Origin of the sequence: Actinopolymorpha pittospori (assembly GCF_014873875.1) — a bacterium.
In the GTDB taxonomy this organism is placed as follows: Bacteria; Actinomycetota; Actinomycetes; order Propionibacteriales; family Actinopolymorphaceae; genus Actinopolymorpha; species Actinopolymorpha pittospori.
Map to the genome: position 1 here is coordinate 4,934,619 of NZ_JADBEM010000001.1, position 13,785 is coordinate 4,948,403.

The 13,785-nt window shown below is 71.3% G+C and carries 19 protein-coding genes and 1 tRNA gene; 16 read left to right on the forward strand and 4 right to left on the reverse strand.

All coding sequences use genetic code 11. The features are described 5' to 3' along the window. Positions 1 to 156 precede the first annotated feature (156 nt). From clpS to rdgB, 10 genes are all read left to right on the forward strand, one after another. The gene (clpS, locus tag HEB94_RS23150; RefSeq protein WP_192751842.1) at positions 157 to 456 is read left to right on the forward strand and encodes an ATP-dependent Clp protease adapter ClpS; all 300 of its coding nucleotides are present in this window, start codon (positions 157 to 159) and stop codon (positions 454 to 456) included. Further along, positions 453 to 1,013: a DUF2017 domain-containing protein gene (locus tag HEB94_RS23155; protein WP_192751843.1), complete on the forward strand. Its 561-nt coding sequence runs from the start codon at positions 453 to 455 to the stop codon at positions 1,011 to 1,013. Before clpS ends, HEB94_RS23155 begins: the two co-directional genes overlap by 4 nt. A gap of 35 nt (positions 1,014 to 1,048) precedes the next feature. After that, the gene (locus HEB94_RS23160; RefSeq protein WP_192751844.1) at positions 1,049 to 1,531 is read left to right on the forward strand and encodes a Mov34/MPN/PAD-1 family protein; all 483 of its coding nucleotides are present in this window, start codon (positions 1,049 to 1,051) and stop codon (positions 1,529 to 1,531) included. Then, positions 1,528 to 1,746 carry a hypothetical protein gene (locus HEB94_RS23165; RefSeq protein ID WP_192751845.1) on the forward strand — a complete coding sequence of 73 codons (219 nt, stop codon included), beginning with the start codon at positions 1,528 to 1,530 and terminating at the stop codon, positions 1,744 to 1,746. Before HEB94_RS23160 ends, HEB94_RS23165 begins: the two co-directional genes overlap by 4 nt. A gap of 220 nt (positions 1,747 to 1,966) precedes the next feature. Continuing rightward, the gene (locus tag HEB94_RS23170; RefSeq protein ID WP_192751846.1) at positions 1,967 to 2,239 is read left to right on the forward strand and encodes a MoaD family protein; all 273 of its coding nucleotides are present in this window, start codon (positions 1,967 to 1,969) and stop codon (positions 2,237 to 2,239) included. A 21-nt stretch (positions 2,240 to 2,260) separates the two neighbouring features. Then, a complete protein-coding gene (locus HEB94_RS23175) occupies positions 2,261 to 3,208 on the forward strand; it encodes a PLP-dependent cysteine synthase family protein (RefSeq protein ID WP_192751847.1) in 948 nt (315 codons plus the stop codon). A gap of 498 nt (positions 3,209 to 3,706) precedes the next feature. After that, on the forward strand, positions 3,707 to 4,501 hold the full coding sequence (gene murI / locus HEB94_RS23180; RefSeq protein WP_192751848.1) for a glutamate racemase: 795 nt from the start codon (positions 3,707 to 3,709) through the stop codon (positions 4,499 to 4,501). After that, positions 4,498 to 5,259, forward strand: coding sequence for an MBL fold metallo-hydrolase (locus HEB94_RS23185; protein ID WP_192751849.1), 762 nt, complete (start codon positions 4,498 to 4,500; stop codon positions 5,257 to 5,259). The genes murI and HEB94_RS23185 overlap by 4 nt, the downstream gene beginning before the upstream one ends. A 90-nt stretch (positions 5,260 to 5,349) precedes the next feature. Next, positions 5,350 to 6,093 carry a ribonuclease PH gene (gene rph / locus HEB94_RS23190; protein ID WP_192751850.1) on the forward strand — a complete coding sequence of 248 codons (744 nt, stop codon included), beginning with the start codon at positions 5,350 to 5,352 and terminating at the stop codon, positions 6,091 to 6,093. A gap of 38 nt (positions 6,094 to 6,131) precedes the next feature. Next, positions 6,132 to 6,758: an RdgB/HAM1 family non-canonical purine NTP pyrophosphatase gene (gene rdgB / locus HEB94_RS23195; RefSeq protein ID WP_192756634.1), complete on the forward strand. Its 627-nt coding sequence runs from the start codon at positions 6,132 to 6,134 to the stop codon at positions 6,756 to 6,758. Between the two features lie 57 nt (positions 6,759 to 6,815). Here the strand turns inward: rdgB and HEB94_RS23200 are convergent, their stop codons facing one another. The 4 genes from HEB94_RS23200 to bcp form a co-directional block, all read right to left on the reverse strand. After that, on the reverse strand, positions 6,816 to 8,573 hold the full coding sequence (locus HEB94_RS23200) for a glycosyltransferase family 39 protein (RefSeq protein WP_192751851.1): 1,758 nt from the start codon (positions 8,571 to 8,573) through the stop codon (positions 6,816 to 6,818). 8 nt (positions 8,574 to 8,581) lie between these two features. After that, on the reverse strand, positions 8,582 to 9,271 hold the full coding sequence (locus HEB94_RS23205; protein WP_192751852.1) for a glycosyltransferase: 690 nt from the start codon (positions 9,269 to 9,271) through the stop codon (positions 8,582 to 8,584). Positions 9,272 to 9,336: 65 nt separating this feature from the next. After that, positions 9,337 to 9,418: transfer RNA gene (locus tag HEB94_RS23210), tRNA-Leu, on the reverse strand. Positions 9,419 to 9,476: 58 nt separating this feature from the next. Next, on the reverse strand, positions 9,477 to 9,950 hold the full coding sequence (bcp, locus tag HEB94_RS23215) for a thioredoxin-dependent thiol peroxidase (protein WP_192751853.1): 474 nt from the start codon (positions 9,948 to 9,950) through the stop codon (positions 9,477 to 9,479). A gap of 130 nt (positions 9,951 to 10,080) precedes the next feature. Here bcp and HEB94_RS23220 point away from each other — a divergent pair, with 130 nt between their 5' ends. The 6 genes from HEB94_RS23220 to HEB94_RS23245 all read left to right on the forward strand — a co-directional run bounded on the left by HEB94_RS23220 (position 10,081) and on the right by HEB94_RS23245 (position 13,780). Beyond that, positions 10,081 to 10,788 (forward strand): energy-coupling factor ABC transporter permease, encoded by a 708-nt coding sequence (locus HEB94_RS23220; RefSeq protein WP_192751854.1) that lies wholly within the window; start codon positions 10,081 to 10,083, stop codon positions 10,786 to 10,788. After that, positions 10,785 to 11,171, forward strand: coding sequence for a PDGLE domain-containing protein (locus HEB94_RS23225; RefSeq protein WP_192751855.1), 387 nt, complete (start codon positions 10,785 to 10,787; stop codon positions 11,169 to 11,171). Before HEB94_RS23220 ends, HEB94_RS23225 begins: the two co-directional genes overlap by 4 nt. Position 11,172: 1 nt before the next feature. Then, positions 11,173 to 11,937, forward strand: a complete 765-nt coding sequence (gene cbiQ, locus HEB94_RS23230) for a cobalt ECF transporter T component CbiQ (protein WP_192751856.1) — start codon at positions 11,173 to 11,175, stop codon at positions 11,935 to 11,937. Beyond that, the gene (locus HEB94_RS23235) at positions 11,922 to 12,683 is read left to right on the forward strand and encodes an energy-coupling factor ABC transporter ATP-binding protein (protein WP_192751857.1); all 762 of its coding nucleotides are present in this window, start codon (positions 11,922 to 11,924) and stop codon (positions 12,681 to 12,683) included. The genes cbiQ and HEB94_RS23235 overlap by 16 nt, the downstream gene beginning before the upstream one ends. Before the next feature lie 230 nt (positions 12,684 to 12,913). Continuing rightward, on the forward strand, positions 12,914 to 13,333 hold the full coding sequence (locus HEB94_RS53680) for a DUF3618 domain-containing protein (RefSeq protein WP_337917931.1): 420 nt from the start codon (positions 12,914 to 12,916) through the stop codon (positions 13,331 to 13,333). Positions 13,334 to 13,483: 150 nt separating this feature from the next. Then, positions 13,484 to 13,780 carry a GroES family chaperonin gene (locus tag HEB94_RS23245; RefSeq protein WP_238362494.1) on the forward strand — a complete coding sequence of 99 codons (297 nt, stop codon included), beginning with the start codon at positions 13,484 to 13,486 and terminating at the stop codon, positions 13,778 to 13,780. Positions 13,781 to 13,785 lie beyond the last annotated feature (5 nt).

A 13,785-nucleotide genomic window follows, 5' to 3' on the forward strand; every position in this document is an offset into this window, starting at 1 on the left:
CGGTTCGTGCGGTCGCGAACCCGGTCGGGTTCGCGCCCTGATTTCGGCCGGATTCGACCGGTTGTGCGGGTACCTCCGCGACGATCCGCGCCGGACTGCGTGTTTTTCGGGGGGTGCGTGGCGAACGATGCCACCGACAGATGCCACGATGGGACGGTGAGTGGTACCGCACCCGTGGAGCTCGAGCGACCCGACGTCGATGACGTGGTCCTGCCGGACACGCCGTGGATCACCATCGTCTGGAACGACCCCATCAACCTGATGTCCTACGTCACCTACGTGTTCCAGGCCTACTTCAGCTACCCGCGGAAGAAGGCGGAGAAGCTCATGATGGACGTGCACAAGCGCGGCAAGGCCGTGGTGTCCAGCGGCTCGCGAGAAGAGATGGAACGCGACGTCGAGGCCATGCACTCCTATGGCCTGTGGGCGACGTTGCAGAAGAGTGGAGACTCATGACGGGCGGTTTCCGTGCTCGCCGGGGCGTCGTCTCGGCGACGTTCGCGGCCGACGAGGTCCGCCTGCTGCGCGGCCTGGTCGCCGAGCTCGTCGAGCTGGTCCGCAGCGAGACGCCGATCTCGACCAAGCCGCCGGAGGACTCCCTCGCCGCTCTGGTGGGGCAGATGGCCTCGACCGAACCCCCCGACGACGAGGTGCTCGCCCGGCTGTTCCCGAGCGCCTACAACGACGACGAGAACGCCGCGGGCGAGTTCCGCCGCTTCACCGAGTACGGCCTGCGCGACGCCAAGGTCAAGAACGCCGAAATCGTCCTCGAGTCGCTCGGCGACCCGGCCTTCTCCGACCAGGTGACGGTGTCCCTGAACCCCGACGAGGCCCAGGCCTGGCTGCGCAACCTCACCGACCTGCGACTCGCGCTCGGCGTCCGGCTCGGCGTCGAGGACGACGACGAGGACACCTGGGCGGCGTTGCCCGACGACGACCGCCGGCGCCAGGTCTACGGCGTCTACGTCTGGCTCGGCTGGCTGCAGGAGTCCCTCGTCCGGGCGGTCTGGTAGCCGAACCCTGCGCCGCGCCTCGGTAGGCTCGCGTCGTGCTCACGATCGACCAGGCAACCTACGACGCGATTGTCGCCCACGCCCGGGCCGACCACCCCGACGAGGCGTGCGGGATCGTCGCCGGTCCGGAGGGCTCCGAGCGTCCGGAGCGGTTCGTCCCGATGATGAACGCCGAGCGCTCGCCGACGTTCTACTCCTTCGACTCGGGCGAGCACTACCGGGTCTGGAACGAGATGTGGGAACGCGACGAGGAGCCGGTCGTGATCTACCACTCCCACACTGCCACCGAGGCCTACCCCTCCCGCACCGACATCGGCCTCGCCAAGGAACCCGGCGCCCACTACGTGCTGGTCTCCACCCGCGAGTCTGGTTCGGCGGATGGTCCGGTCGAGTTCCGCTCCTACCGGATCATCGACGAGACGGTGACGGAGGAGGAGGTCCGGGTGGTGGCGTCGTACGACTCGGCCTCCGGTCCCGCCGGCGAGGCGGCCGCCGGGGCGGACCCGGCTGCCGGATGACCTCCCGGCGCGGTCGGGAACGAACCCCGACGCACCCTTCGGGCCACTTCTGGTCGAGGTGGCCGGATCAGGCCACCCCGCCGCCGTCCGTGCTCGGCCGGGCAAATCCCGACGGTCCCACGCAGGACTGGGACCGTAAGCTGAACTCCGTGGAACGCTGTCTTCTCGCGCACACGCCGCCGGTCGTCGTCTACGACCACTTCGCCGCCGCCTGAGCGCCGGCCCGCCGCCGCTGCCGGAATCCCCGCGCGGACCGCAGTGTTGAGGCCAGCGGATGCGTACGAACATCCACGAACGTACGACGGCCGCAGGGCGGCTCCGCCGCGAAGCGAAGATCACCACAAAAGCCGCACCATCAAGCGACACGAACAAGCGACACGAACAAGCGACAAGCGACAGACCGAAGCGACGACACGACCGAAGGAGCACGCACCGATGGCTATCGAGGTCCGCATCCCGACGATCCTGCGCACGCACACCGGTGGCGCGAAGTCCGTGGAGGGCGCCGGGGCGACCCTGAGCGAGCTTCTCGACGATCTGGAGGCCCGGCACACCGGTCTGAAGGAGCGGATCGTCCAGAACGACGACCTCCGCAAGTTCGTCAACATCTACGTCAACGACGAGGATGTCCGGTTCCAGGGCGGGCTCGGGGCTCCGGTCACCGACGGCGACGTCGTCACGGTGCTGCCCGCGGTCGCGGGCGGCTGAGCGGTCCGGACGGGAGCTCTCATGCGTTTCGCCTCGCTTCTCGACTCCGTGGGCGGCACCCCGCTGGTCGGACTCCCGCGGCTCTCGCCCGCTCCTGACGTCCGTCTGTGGGCGAAGCTGGAGGACCGCAACCCGACCGGTTCGGTGAAGGACCGTGCCGCGCTGCGCATGATCGTGGAGGCGGAGAAGGACGGGTCGCTGCGTCCGGGCGCCACGATCCTCGAGCCGACCTCCGGCAACACGGGCATCTCGCTGGCGATGGCGGCCAAGCTGAAGGGCTACCGCCTGGTCTGCGTGATGCCCGAGAACACCTCGGAGGAACGCCGCCAGCTGCTGCGGATGTGGGGCGCGGAGATCGTCTCCTCCCCGGCCGCGGGGGGCTCCAACGAGGCGGTCCGGGTGGCCAAGCACCTCGCCGAGGACCACCCGGACTGGGTGATGCTCTACCAGTACGGCAACCCGGCCAACGCCCTCGCGCACTACGAGGGCACCGCGCCGGAGATCCTCGCCGACCTGCCGAGCGTCACCCACGTCGTCGCTGGCCTTGGCACCACCGGCACCCTGATGGGGATCGGGCGGTTCTTCCACGAGCACAAGCCGGACGTCACGGTGGTCGCCGCGGAGCCGCGCTACGGCGAGCTGGTCTATGGCCTGCGCAACATCGACGAGGGCTTCGTGCCCGAATTGTACGACGCCCGGATGATCGACTCCCGCTTCTCCGTCGGAGGCCGGGACGCGATCCGCCGGGTCCGCGAACTGCTGGAGTCGGAGGGCATCTTCGCCGGAGTCTCCACCGGAGCGGTGCTGCACGCCGCGATCGCCCAGGCACACCAGGCGGTCAAGGCCAAGCGCAGCGCCGACATCGTGTTGATCGTGGCCGACGGTGGGTGGAAGTACCTCTCGACCGGCGCCTACGAAGGCACCCTCGACTCCGCCGAGGACGCCCTCGACAACCAGCTCTGGGCCTGAGCGGCGGGCCGCATCCACGCTGGCGGCGTTGTCGTCGTCGCCAATAGGACACCGCTATTGGCTCCTCCTCCGCCTGGCCAGCGCGGCGCGGACCACCGCTCACCCGGGGTGGTCCGCGTCCACGCCGGCGGCGTTGCCGTCGCGCGTGAACGGGCTGTCCCAACATCACTGTTTCGGATGCAACCGTCCCCGCTGTTCGAGGGTTTGGGAGATGACGCGCCCGGGACGGCGGCACGGGAGCAACTCGGGGGGCGCCGAGCACGACAGTGGCCAGGGGCAGCCACCGGACCGGCCGAGAGGTTTCGGTCGGACCGGAGGCAGAGGAGCCGTGTGCTCGGCGGTGACGCCGGTGGTGGGGTGCCACGAGGCGTGTCTGACACACGTGCCCAGTTCGGACGACGGACCGGCGACGGTGTGTCAGACACGCCCGGACCGTGACGGGGGAGGCTCCGTTCACACTCGGTACGGCGCCGGGCGAGTCCCCGTAGGCTGTGGGCCGTGTCAGATGCGCCGATCGGGATCTTCGACTCAGGGTTCGGCGGGCTCACGGTGGCCCGGGCCCTGCTCGACCAGTTGCCCCATGAGCCGGTGCTCTATCTCGCCGACACGGCGCGTTATCCGTACGGCCAGAAGAGCATCGCCGACGTCCGCAAGTTCGCCCTGGAGTGCCTCGACCATCTCGTCGACCAGGGCGTGAAACTGCTGGTCATCGCCTGTAACTCCGCCAGCGCGGCGGTGCTCCGCGACGCCCGGGAACGCTACGCCGTCCCGGTCGTCGAGGTGATCCTGCCGGCCACCCGGCGCGCGGTCGCCGCCACCCGGTCCGGCCAGGTCGGAGTGATCTGCACCCGCGCGACGGCCACCTCCCAGGCCTATGAGGACGCGTTCGCCGCCGCGACGCACATCAGCCTGCACACGCAGGCGTGTCCACGGTTCGTGGAGTTCGTCGAACGCGGAGTCACCGGCGGACCGGAGCTCCTCGAGGTCGCCCGCGAGTACCTCGACCCGCTGACCAAGGCCGGGATCGACACCCTCGTGCTCGGCTGCACCCACTACCCGTTGTTGACCGGCGTGATCTCCTTCGTGATGGGGCCGGAGGTGACCCTGGTGTCGAGCGCCGAGGAGACCGCGAAGGACGTCTACGCACGGCTGCAGGGCGGCGGCGTCGCGCGCAGCGTCGCCTCGGACCCGCCGCGGCACCGGTTCCTCACCACCGGCGACCCGGACGCCTTCATGCAGATCGGGGGCCGCTTCCTCGGCCCGGAGATCACCTTCGTGGAGGAGGTCGCGTGAGGCTGACGATCCTCGGCTGCGCCGGTTCCTTCCCAGGACCCGAGTCACCCGCGTCGGGCTATCTGGTCGAGACGCCGTACGACGGGCGGATCTTCCGACTCGTCCTCGACCTCGGCAACGGCGCGTTCGGCGCACTCCAGCGATACGTCGACCCGGACGAGGTCGACGCCGTGGGCCTGTCCCACCTGCACGCCGACCACTGCCTTGACCTGTGTTCCTACTACGTCGCCCGGAAGTACCACCCGGACGGGCCGCGGGAGCCGATCCCCGTCTACGGGCCGGCCAGGACCGGTGACCGGCTGGCGACGGCCTACGGCCTGCCGGGCGACCCGGGCATGCGGGAGGAGTTCGAGTTCCGGGTCTGGAAGGCCGCCGCGCCCCTGCGGATCGGCCCGTTCACGGTGACGGTGCTCCCCGTGGCGCACCCCGTCGAGGCCTACGCGGTCCGCGTGGAGCATGCCGGGCGGTCGCTCGTCTACTCAGGAGACACCGGCCCGACCGAGGCGCTCGCCGACCTCGCGCGCGGTACCGACCTGTTCCTGTGCGAGGCGACGTTCCTGCACGGCGAGCCGAACCCGCCCGACCTGCACCTGACCGGCCGGGAGGCGGGAGAGTACGCCAAGCGTGCCGGCGTCGGCCGCCTAGTGCTGACGCACGTACCGGCCTGGTACGACGGGCAGCGGATGGTCGACGACGCCCGCGCCGTCTACACCGGCCGACTCGATCTCGCTCGGGCCGGCGACGTCTACGACGTGTGAACGGTCACATCCAGCACGTTTCCGACTCGCCGTACGCCCCGCGTGGGTCCTCCTCCGGGCGCCAACGGATCCGTCGATAGGGTCGAACGCATGACGAGAGTGGACGGTCGTACCGCCGATCAGTTGCGTCCGGTCAAGATCACCCGGGGCTGGCTCGACCACGCGGAGGGCTCGGTGCTCGTCGAGTTCGGGCGCACCCGCGTCCTGTGCGCGGCGAGTGTCACCGAGGGTGTTCCCCGGTGGCGGCGCGACTCCGGGCTCGGTTGGGTCACCGCGGAGTACGCCATGCTGCCCCGGGCGACCAACAGCCGCAGTGACCGGGAGTCGGTGAAGGGCCGGATCGGCGGCCGGACGATGGAGATCTCGCGGCTCGTCGGCCGCTCCCTGCGCGCCGTCGTCGACTACGCCGCTCTGGGCGAGAACACCATCGTGCTCGACTGCGACGTCCTCCAGGCCGACGGCGGCACCCGAACCGCCGCGATCACCGGCGCCTACGTCGCGCTCGTCGACGCGGTGCGCTACCTCGAGGGCCGCGGTTCGGTGAAGGGACAGGCGCTCGTCGACTCGGTGAGCGCCGTCTCGGTCGGGATCGTCGACGGCGCCCCGCTGCTGGACCTGTGCTACGAGGAGGACGTCCGCGCGGACACGGACATGAACGTCGTGATGACCGGTGACGGGCGCTTCGTCGAGGTGCAGGGCACCGCCGAGCGGGAGCCCTTCGACCGCAAGCTTCTCGACAGCCTGCTGGAGCTGTCCGCCACGGGGTGCGCCGAACTCGCCCGTGCCCAGGCGGAGGCGCTCGCGCAGGACCTCCCGGCCGGACCGCGCCGGTGACCTCGCCGACCGCGAGTCCCGGCGCGACACCGGGTCCGGTGGGGAAGGGCCAGGCGACGCGGCGGGTCCTGCTGGCGACACACAACCGCAAGAAGCTGGTCGAACTCGACCGGATCCTGCGCCCGCTGCTGCCCGCGGTCGAGGTGCTCGGACTGGACGACGTTCCCGCCTACGACGAACCCGCCGAGACCGAGGCGACCTTCGCGGGCAACGCGTTGCTCAAGGCCCGGACGGCGGTCGCCCACACCGGCCTGCCGGCGGTCGCCGACGACAGCGGACTGTGCGTGGACGCGCTGAACGGCATGCCCGGTGTCCTGTCCGCCCGCTGGTCCGGTCGCCCGAAGGACGACGCGCGCAACAACTGGCTGCTGCTGGAGCAGTTGGCCGACGTCCCCGACGAACGCCGGGGTGCGGCGTTCGTCGCCTGCGTGGTGTTGGTGGTCCCGGGCGGCTCGGAGCACGTCGTCGAGGGGCGCGTCGGGGGCAGCATCGCGCACGCCCCCCGGGCGGACGGCGGGTTCGGCTACGACCCGTTGTTCGTGCCCGAGGGAGTGACGCGCACGTTCGCCGAGCTCTCGCCGGAGGAGAAGGACGCGGTGAGCCACCGCGGCCGGGCGTTGCGTGAGTTGGCGCCGCTCCTTGCCGCCAACCTGCCCGAATCCTGACGACCGCTCGATCACACCCTGCCCCGCCCTGGCCCGCGCGGCGGCGGGCCGGGACACTCAGGACACGGGCAGCACGGTGGTGGGGTAGCCCGGCGCGCCGGGCGGGCCGACCGGGGCGTAGTCGAGGCAGCGTGCGGGCCTCGCGCCTCCGGCGGATCCGGGCAGCAGCACCTGGATCGTGACGAGACCCTGGACGCGCTGCCAGACGATCCGGTGGGTCGGGAGCATCGGGGCCACGACGGCGTACCGGCTCGGTGGCCCTTCGTAGACCGGGACGACGTCGCCCGTCACCAACCACACCCGGCTCGCCGTCCGGATCCGCTCCGGCAGGGCACAGCGGGCGCGAGGGGTCTCGTCCGTGGTGGGGAACGCGCGCAGCGTCTGCTCCGGCGGCAGGCCGAGCCGCGGGCCGTAGACGCGCACGGCGGTGCGGTCGCCGTTCCCGACGACCAGCACGTCGCCGGCCTTCCACCGGTCCGCGACGAACTCCAGCGGCGCGCGGTAGTCGTCGACGCCGTAGAGGTACCGCAGGTCGTTGGAGAGCCGCGCGGGCGGCGTCCAGCAGATCGCGAGGACCGCCAGCGCCGCCGCGATCCCGACCGCCGGCGCCACCGCGGCCTGGCGGACAGGCCAACCGGACGGCCACCGCGCTGCCACGAAGCGGCCGACCCAGCCCGCCGCCCCGTCGACCAGAACCCCGAGGTAGACCAGCAGGCCGGGGACGCAGAAGAGCACCAGCCGGCGGCCGAACGGATAGATCCCGAGGACGCCCACGGCGTAGGCGGCGACGAGCGGCAGGACGAGGAGCACTGCCGCGGCGGGTCGTCGGCGCCAGGCGACCACGAAGCCCGCGACCAGGAGAAGCAAGCCCCACACCGTACGGAAGCCCAGCTCACGCAGCGCGAGGTCGCCGAACACGTACCCGTGCCAGTCCACCCAGCGGCCCACGCCGGCGCCGACCGGGCCGAAGAACGCCGCCCAGTAGGTCGCGAAGTCACTGACCTGACTGGTGAGGTGCTGGGAGTAGAGCGCCGCCGCCAGCACGGACAGGGCGGGAACGGCGAGCCAGCCGGCGAGCTGGAGCATCCCGCGGTCACGCCGCCGGAGCTGGAGCAGGCTGACCCAGCCGGCGACGAACGGCGCGCACAGCATGAATCCGTGCGAGAACCACGGCAGCGCCAGCAGCGAGGCGTACCACGCGACCTCCGGCGGCGTGATGCCCAGCCGCCGGGCCGCCCGGCTCCGGGCATCGTCCTGACCGGAGTCACCGGAGTCACCGGAGTCGCGGGAGTCGCCGGAGCGACCTGGGAGGCCCGAGCGAGCCCGGGGGAGCAGGTACGTCGCGAGCACGAGCAGCCACGTCACCAGCAGGGTGTCGGCGGTGTACTGCTTGGTCTGCGCGGTGTAGAAGACCAGCTGGGAGATCGTGGCGAGGAGGATGACCGGGACGACCGTGGCCCAGCGCCGGCGTACCAGCCTGGCGGCGAGCAGCGCCAGCAGGATCAGCGTCGCGCACCCGCAGCCGAGGGCAACGAGTCGGTAGGCCCGTTCACCGTCGCCGGCCACCGCGGTGACGGCGCGGACGAGCAGCAGCCACAGCGGCGGAGCCGACTGGGCATCGGCGAGCGGTCCGACCAACTGGCTCGGGGAGAACGCGTCGAGACTCTGGACCAGGGCCAACTCGTCCCGCCAGAACGCCCGGCCCTGCCACCACAGCCCCACCCGCAGGGCGATGCCGACCGTCACGACGAGGACGAGCGTGACGGTGGCCGGATCGAGTCGCGTCCGGCCGAACGACGTTCGCCGCGCCGTCATCCCGTCGCTCAGGCGCGGCCGAACAGCCGGATGCGACTCAGGATCCACAGTGCCTCGACCCCGTCGCGCCAGGTGAGCTTCTTCCCCTCGGCCCGGGAGCGCGCGCGGTAGGAGATCGGCACCTCGAAGGGCCGGTAGCCAAGCCGCAGCAGCTTGCCGGTCACCTCGGCCTCCATGCCGAAGCCGGCCGAGCGAACCTCGAGTGACCGGTAGAGCGGCAGCGGCATGAGCTTGAAGCAGGTCTCGAGGTCGCGGATGTAGCAGTTGAAGAGCATGTTGGCGAACGTCGTCACGCCGCGGTTGCCGAGGACGAACCAGAAGGAGTACGACGTGTGGCTGCTGAAGGTGCGGGTGCCGTAGACCACCTCGGAGTCTCCGGCGATCACCGGCGCCAGCAGCTTGGGGATGTCGTCGGGGTCGTACTCGAGGTCGGCGTCGCAGATCGTCATGTGGGTGCCGGTCGCGAGCGTCGCCGCGGTCCGGATGGCGGCACCCTTGCCGCGGTTGACGTCGTGCCGGTGAACTGCCACCCGCGGGTCGTCGATCTTGTCGAGGAGTTCGGAGGTGCCGTCGCGGCTGCCGTCGTCGACCACGACCACCTCGAGCTCACAGGGATAGTCGACGTCGAGGATCCGCTTGAGAACCTGATCGAACGTCGAGACCTCGTTGTAGACCGGGACGAGAATCGAGAGCTTCACCGGGGTCTCCACGGGAGGGTGGCAGGGCGCGGGCACGACGGGGCGTTTCATCGCGGACGGGGATGTGCGAGAGGAGGGACTCGAACCCTCACGCCCGAGGGCACCGGATCCTAAGTCCGGCGCGTCTGCCAATTCCGCCACTCTCGCGTACCGGCCGCCTGCGGCGGCCCAGTCTACGGGTTCGCCGCCTCCGCGTGTCCCAGCCTCAGACGCCGAGTTCCCGGCGCAGTCGGGCGACGTGCCCGGTGGCCTTGACGGCGTACTGCGCGACCTCGATCTTGCCATCCTCGCCGACGACGAAGGTGGAGCGGATCACCCCGGTGATCGTCCGCCCGTAGGACTGCTTCTCACCGAAGGCGCCCCAGGCCGTCAGGGTCTGCTTGTCCTCGTCGGACAGGAGCGGGAAGGTGAGGCCCTCCTTCTCGCGGAACTTCGCGAGCTTCGCGGGCTTGTCCGGCGAGAGGCCGAGGACGACGTAACCGGCCGCGGCGAGGGACTGCAGAGAGTCACGAAAGTCGCAGGCCTGCTTCGTGCAGCCGGGCGTCATCGCGGCGGGGTAGACGTAGACGATCACCTTCTGGCCGCGGTAGTCGGACAGGGTGACGGGCTTGCCGTCGGCGTCGGGAAGCGTGAAGTCGGGGGCGGCGTCGCCGGGGCTGAGCCGGGGGGTGGTTGCCACTGTTCCTCCAGGTCGACAGGGTGTTGCCTGCCCAGCCAGGTTATTTGCAAATTGTTCGCATGTAAGAATACGAGGCGCAACGCGGGCCTGACAGGCTGCCTCATCATCTCCCACGCACGAGGAGCGCTCTGTGCACGTACCCGACGGATTCCTGGACGCGCCCACGTCCATCGCCACGGGCGCGGTCGCGGCAACCGCCGTGGTCCTCTCACTGCGCGGGGCCCGCCGCGAACTCGACGACAAGACCGCTCCGCTCACCGGGCTGGTGGCCGCCTTCGTGTTCGCGGTGCAGATGCTCAACTTCCCGGTCGGCGCCGGCACCAGCGGGCACCTGCTCGGGGGAGCGCTGGCCGCCGTACTGGTCGGTCCGTGGACGGCGGTGCTGTGCATGACGGTCGTCCTGCTCGTCCAGGGACTGTTCTTCGCCGACGGCGGCATCACCGCGCTCGGGACCAACATCACGCTGATGGGCGTCGTGACCGTGGTCGTCGGGTGGGCGCTGTTCCGCCTGGTGCTCCGCCTGCTGCCGAACCGGCCCGGGTCCGCGGTGCCGGCGGCCTTCGTCTCCGCGCTGGTCTCCGTCCCGGTCTCGGCGCTCTGCTTCGTCGCTCTGTACGCGGTCGGTGGCACGGCCGACATCCCGCTGCCCGCGGTCGCCGGGGCGATGCTCGGCTGGCACGTCCTGATCGGCATCGGTGAAGCCGTGATCACCGCCCTCACGGTCGGCAGCATCCTCGCCGTCCGACCGGACCTGGTCCACGGCGCGCGCCACCTGCTGGCGTCGCGCGAGCTCACGGTCCGCACCAGCCCGCTCGCCACGAAGGGACGCGCGTCATGAGCGCCGACAGCACCCACCAGGTCGCGGACCCGACCGGGACGCACGACGCGGGCGGTCCACGGATCCGCACGAAGGTGCTCGTACTGGTGGGCATCCTGGTCGCGCTCGTCCTCGCCGGCGGGGTCAGCTACTACGCCTCCGGCAGCCCGGACGGGCTCAACCGGGTCGCCGCGGACCACGGCTTCGACGAGACCGCGAAGGACAGCCCGACCGGTGGATCCCCCTTCGCCGACTACGGCGTCCACGGGATCGACAACGAGCGCCTGTCCGGCGGACTCGCGGGCGTCGTCGGCGTCGTGATCGTCCTCGCGCTCGGCAGCGGTCTCGCCGTGGTCGTCCGCCGCCGGACGCGGGCGCGGCGCGCGGACGCTCCGGGGAACTGAGATGGGTGCGGGTCACACGCACCGGTTGCACGTCCACGGCCACTCCGTCGTGCACCGGCTGCCGCCCCAGTGCAAGCTGGTCGCGCTGGTCGCGTTCGTCCTCGTCGTGGTCGCCACCCCGCGGACGGCGTTCTGGGCGTTCGCGGGCTATGCACTCCTCCTGCTCGCGGTCGCCGTCCTCGCCCGGGTGCCGCTCGGCTTCGTCGCCCGGCGGATCGTGGTCGAGAGTCCGGTCATCGTGTTCGCGGTGCTGCTGCCGCTCATCGCCACGGGCCCACGCGTCGACGTCCTGGGCCTGTCGCTGTCCCAGTCGGGACTGTGGTCGGCCTGGAACGTTCTCGCTAAGGCCACCCTCGGCGTGGTGGCCTCCATCCTGCTCGCCGCGACGACCGACCAGCGGGCCCTGCTGGCGGGCCTGCAGCGGCTCCGCCTCCCCACCCAACTGGTCGAGATCGCGTCGTTCATGGTCAGGTACCTCGACGTGATCACCGGCCAGATGAGCCGGATGCGGATCGCCCGGGCCGCGCGCGGCTTCACTCCGCGTGGTCCGCGGGCGTGGCCCGTGCTCGCCCGCTCCGCGGGAGCGCTGTTCGTCCGCTCCTACGAGCGGGGGGAGCGCGTCCATCTCGCGATGCTGTCCCGCGGGTACGTCGGGGCGCTGCCCAGCCTCTCCGACGGCAGGACTCCGCTGACGGCGTGGGCGGGAGCCTCGGTCCTACCGCTGTGCGCGCTGCTGCTGGCCCTTGGTGCATGGTTGACCGCGTGACAATCCCCGTCCTGCAGGTCAGCGGCCTGGCCTACGCCTACCCCGACGGTCACCAGGCGCTGTACGGCGTCGACCTCTCCCTCGCCCGGGGCGAGCGGGTCGCCCTGCTCGGGCCCAACGGCGCCGGCAAGACGACCCTGGTGCTGCACCTCAACGGCATCCTCACCGCCGGCCTCGGCTCCGTCCACGTCGACGGGATGCTGGTCGGCAAGGCGACCCTGCGGGAGGTACGCCGTCGGGTGGGCGTGGTCTTCCAGGATCCGGACGACCAGTTGTTCATGCCGACGGTGCGGGACGACGTGGCCTTCGGCCCGGCCAACCTCGGGATGCGCGGCGCCGAGTTGGACGCCCGGGTCGACGAGGCGCTCGACCTGGTCGGGATGCGGGCATACGCCGACCGGCCGCCCCACCACCTGTCGTTCGGGCAGCGCCGCCGGGTGGCCGTGGCGACGGTCCTCGCGATGCGTCCCTCGGTGCTGGTCCTGGACGAGCCCTCCAGCAACCTCGACCCGGCGAGCCGGCGCGAACTCGCGGAGATCCTCACCGCGCTCGACGTGACCGTCCTCATGGTCACCCACGACCTGCCCTACGCCCTGCAGTTGTGCGAACGCTCGGTGATCCTCGACGAGGGCACCATCGTCGCCGACGGTTCGACCCGGGATCTCCTGGCCGACGCCGAACTGATGGAGAGCCACCGCCTGGAGCTCCCGTTCGGCTTCGACCCCGTGGCGCGACCGGTCTCCTAGCGCCCACGTGAGCACCCCGGGCGTCCGCGGGTGAACAGCCGCGGGTGGGGTAGTCGGAGGGAGTGCGACCCGGCGTGGTCGGGCGGATACCCGCATGCCCTGCCGCCGGGTGCGCAGGACACGGCGAGGCGTCCGGAACGCGGAGTACGGGTGGGTCCGTCTGGAAGACTGTGGTGATCACCGGGAGTGGGCGGATCCACGCGGGGCCGACGTGATCGAGAGGACCACCAGTGAGCGACACGACCAGGGCGCTACCGGAGCGGCGGGACGTGGCCGAGACGAGCCGGGACGTCCGGCCTTCGGCACCTTCGGAGCAGAACGCCGGAGCTTCGGAGCCAGCCGTCCAGCCGCGGCGGGAGGTCGCCGCGACTCGCGGCGCGGCCGGGCCGAAGCCAGGGCCCCGAAGCGCCGCGGAGATCGAGGCCGATCTCGCCGCGACCAGGGAGCGCCTGGCCGAAACCGTCGACGCGCTGACCGCCCGGGTCCAGCCCAAGGTGCTCGCCGCCAGGGGAGCGGATCGGGCCAAACTGACCGTCATGGCCCCGGACGGAACCCTGCGGACCGAGCGCCTGATCAGGCTCGGTGTCGCTGTCGCCGGCGTGGTCGGAGCCCTGACCCTGCTGCGTTACCTCGTCCGCCGCTCACGGTGACCGCCGGAGGTCCGCCGCCCCCGTACACCCTCCGCGTCCGATCCGCCGAGCGCCTCCCCGATGGCGTACCGCCCCCGCCGCGCCGTACCCTCTCATGACGTGAACGACTCGCGAACCGCGCGGCTCACCGCCGACAAGCTGCCGATCCGCATGCTCCACGATCGGGTCCTCGTCTCGACGGACTCCGAGAATGGCGAGCGGCGCTCCTCGGCGGGGATCGTGATCCCCGCGACAGCGCAGATGGGCAAGCGTCTCTCCTGGGCGCGGGTGGTGGCCATCGGACCCCACGTCCGGGCCGTGCTGGTCGGTGATCGGGTCCTGTTCGACCCGGAGGACCGGGCCGAGATCGAGGTTCGCGCGGAGGCCTACGTCCTGCTCCGCGAGCGTGACATCCACGCTGTCGCCTCCGAACGTCTCGAGGACGACCAGACCGGCCTCTACCTCTGACCGAC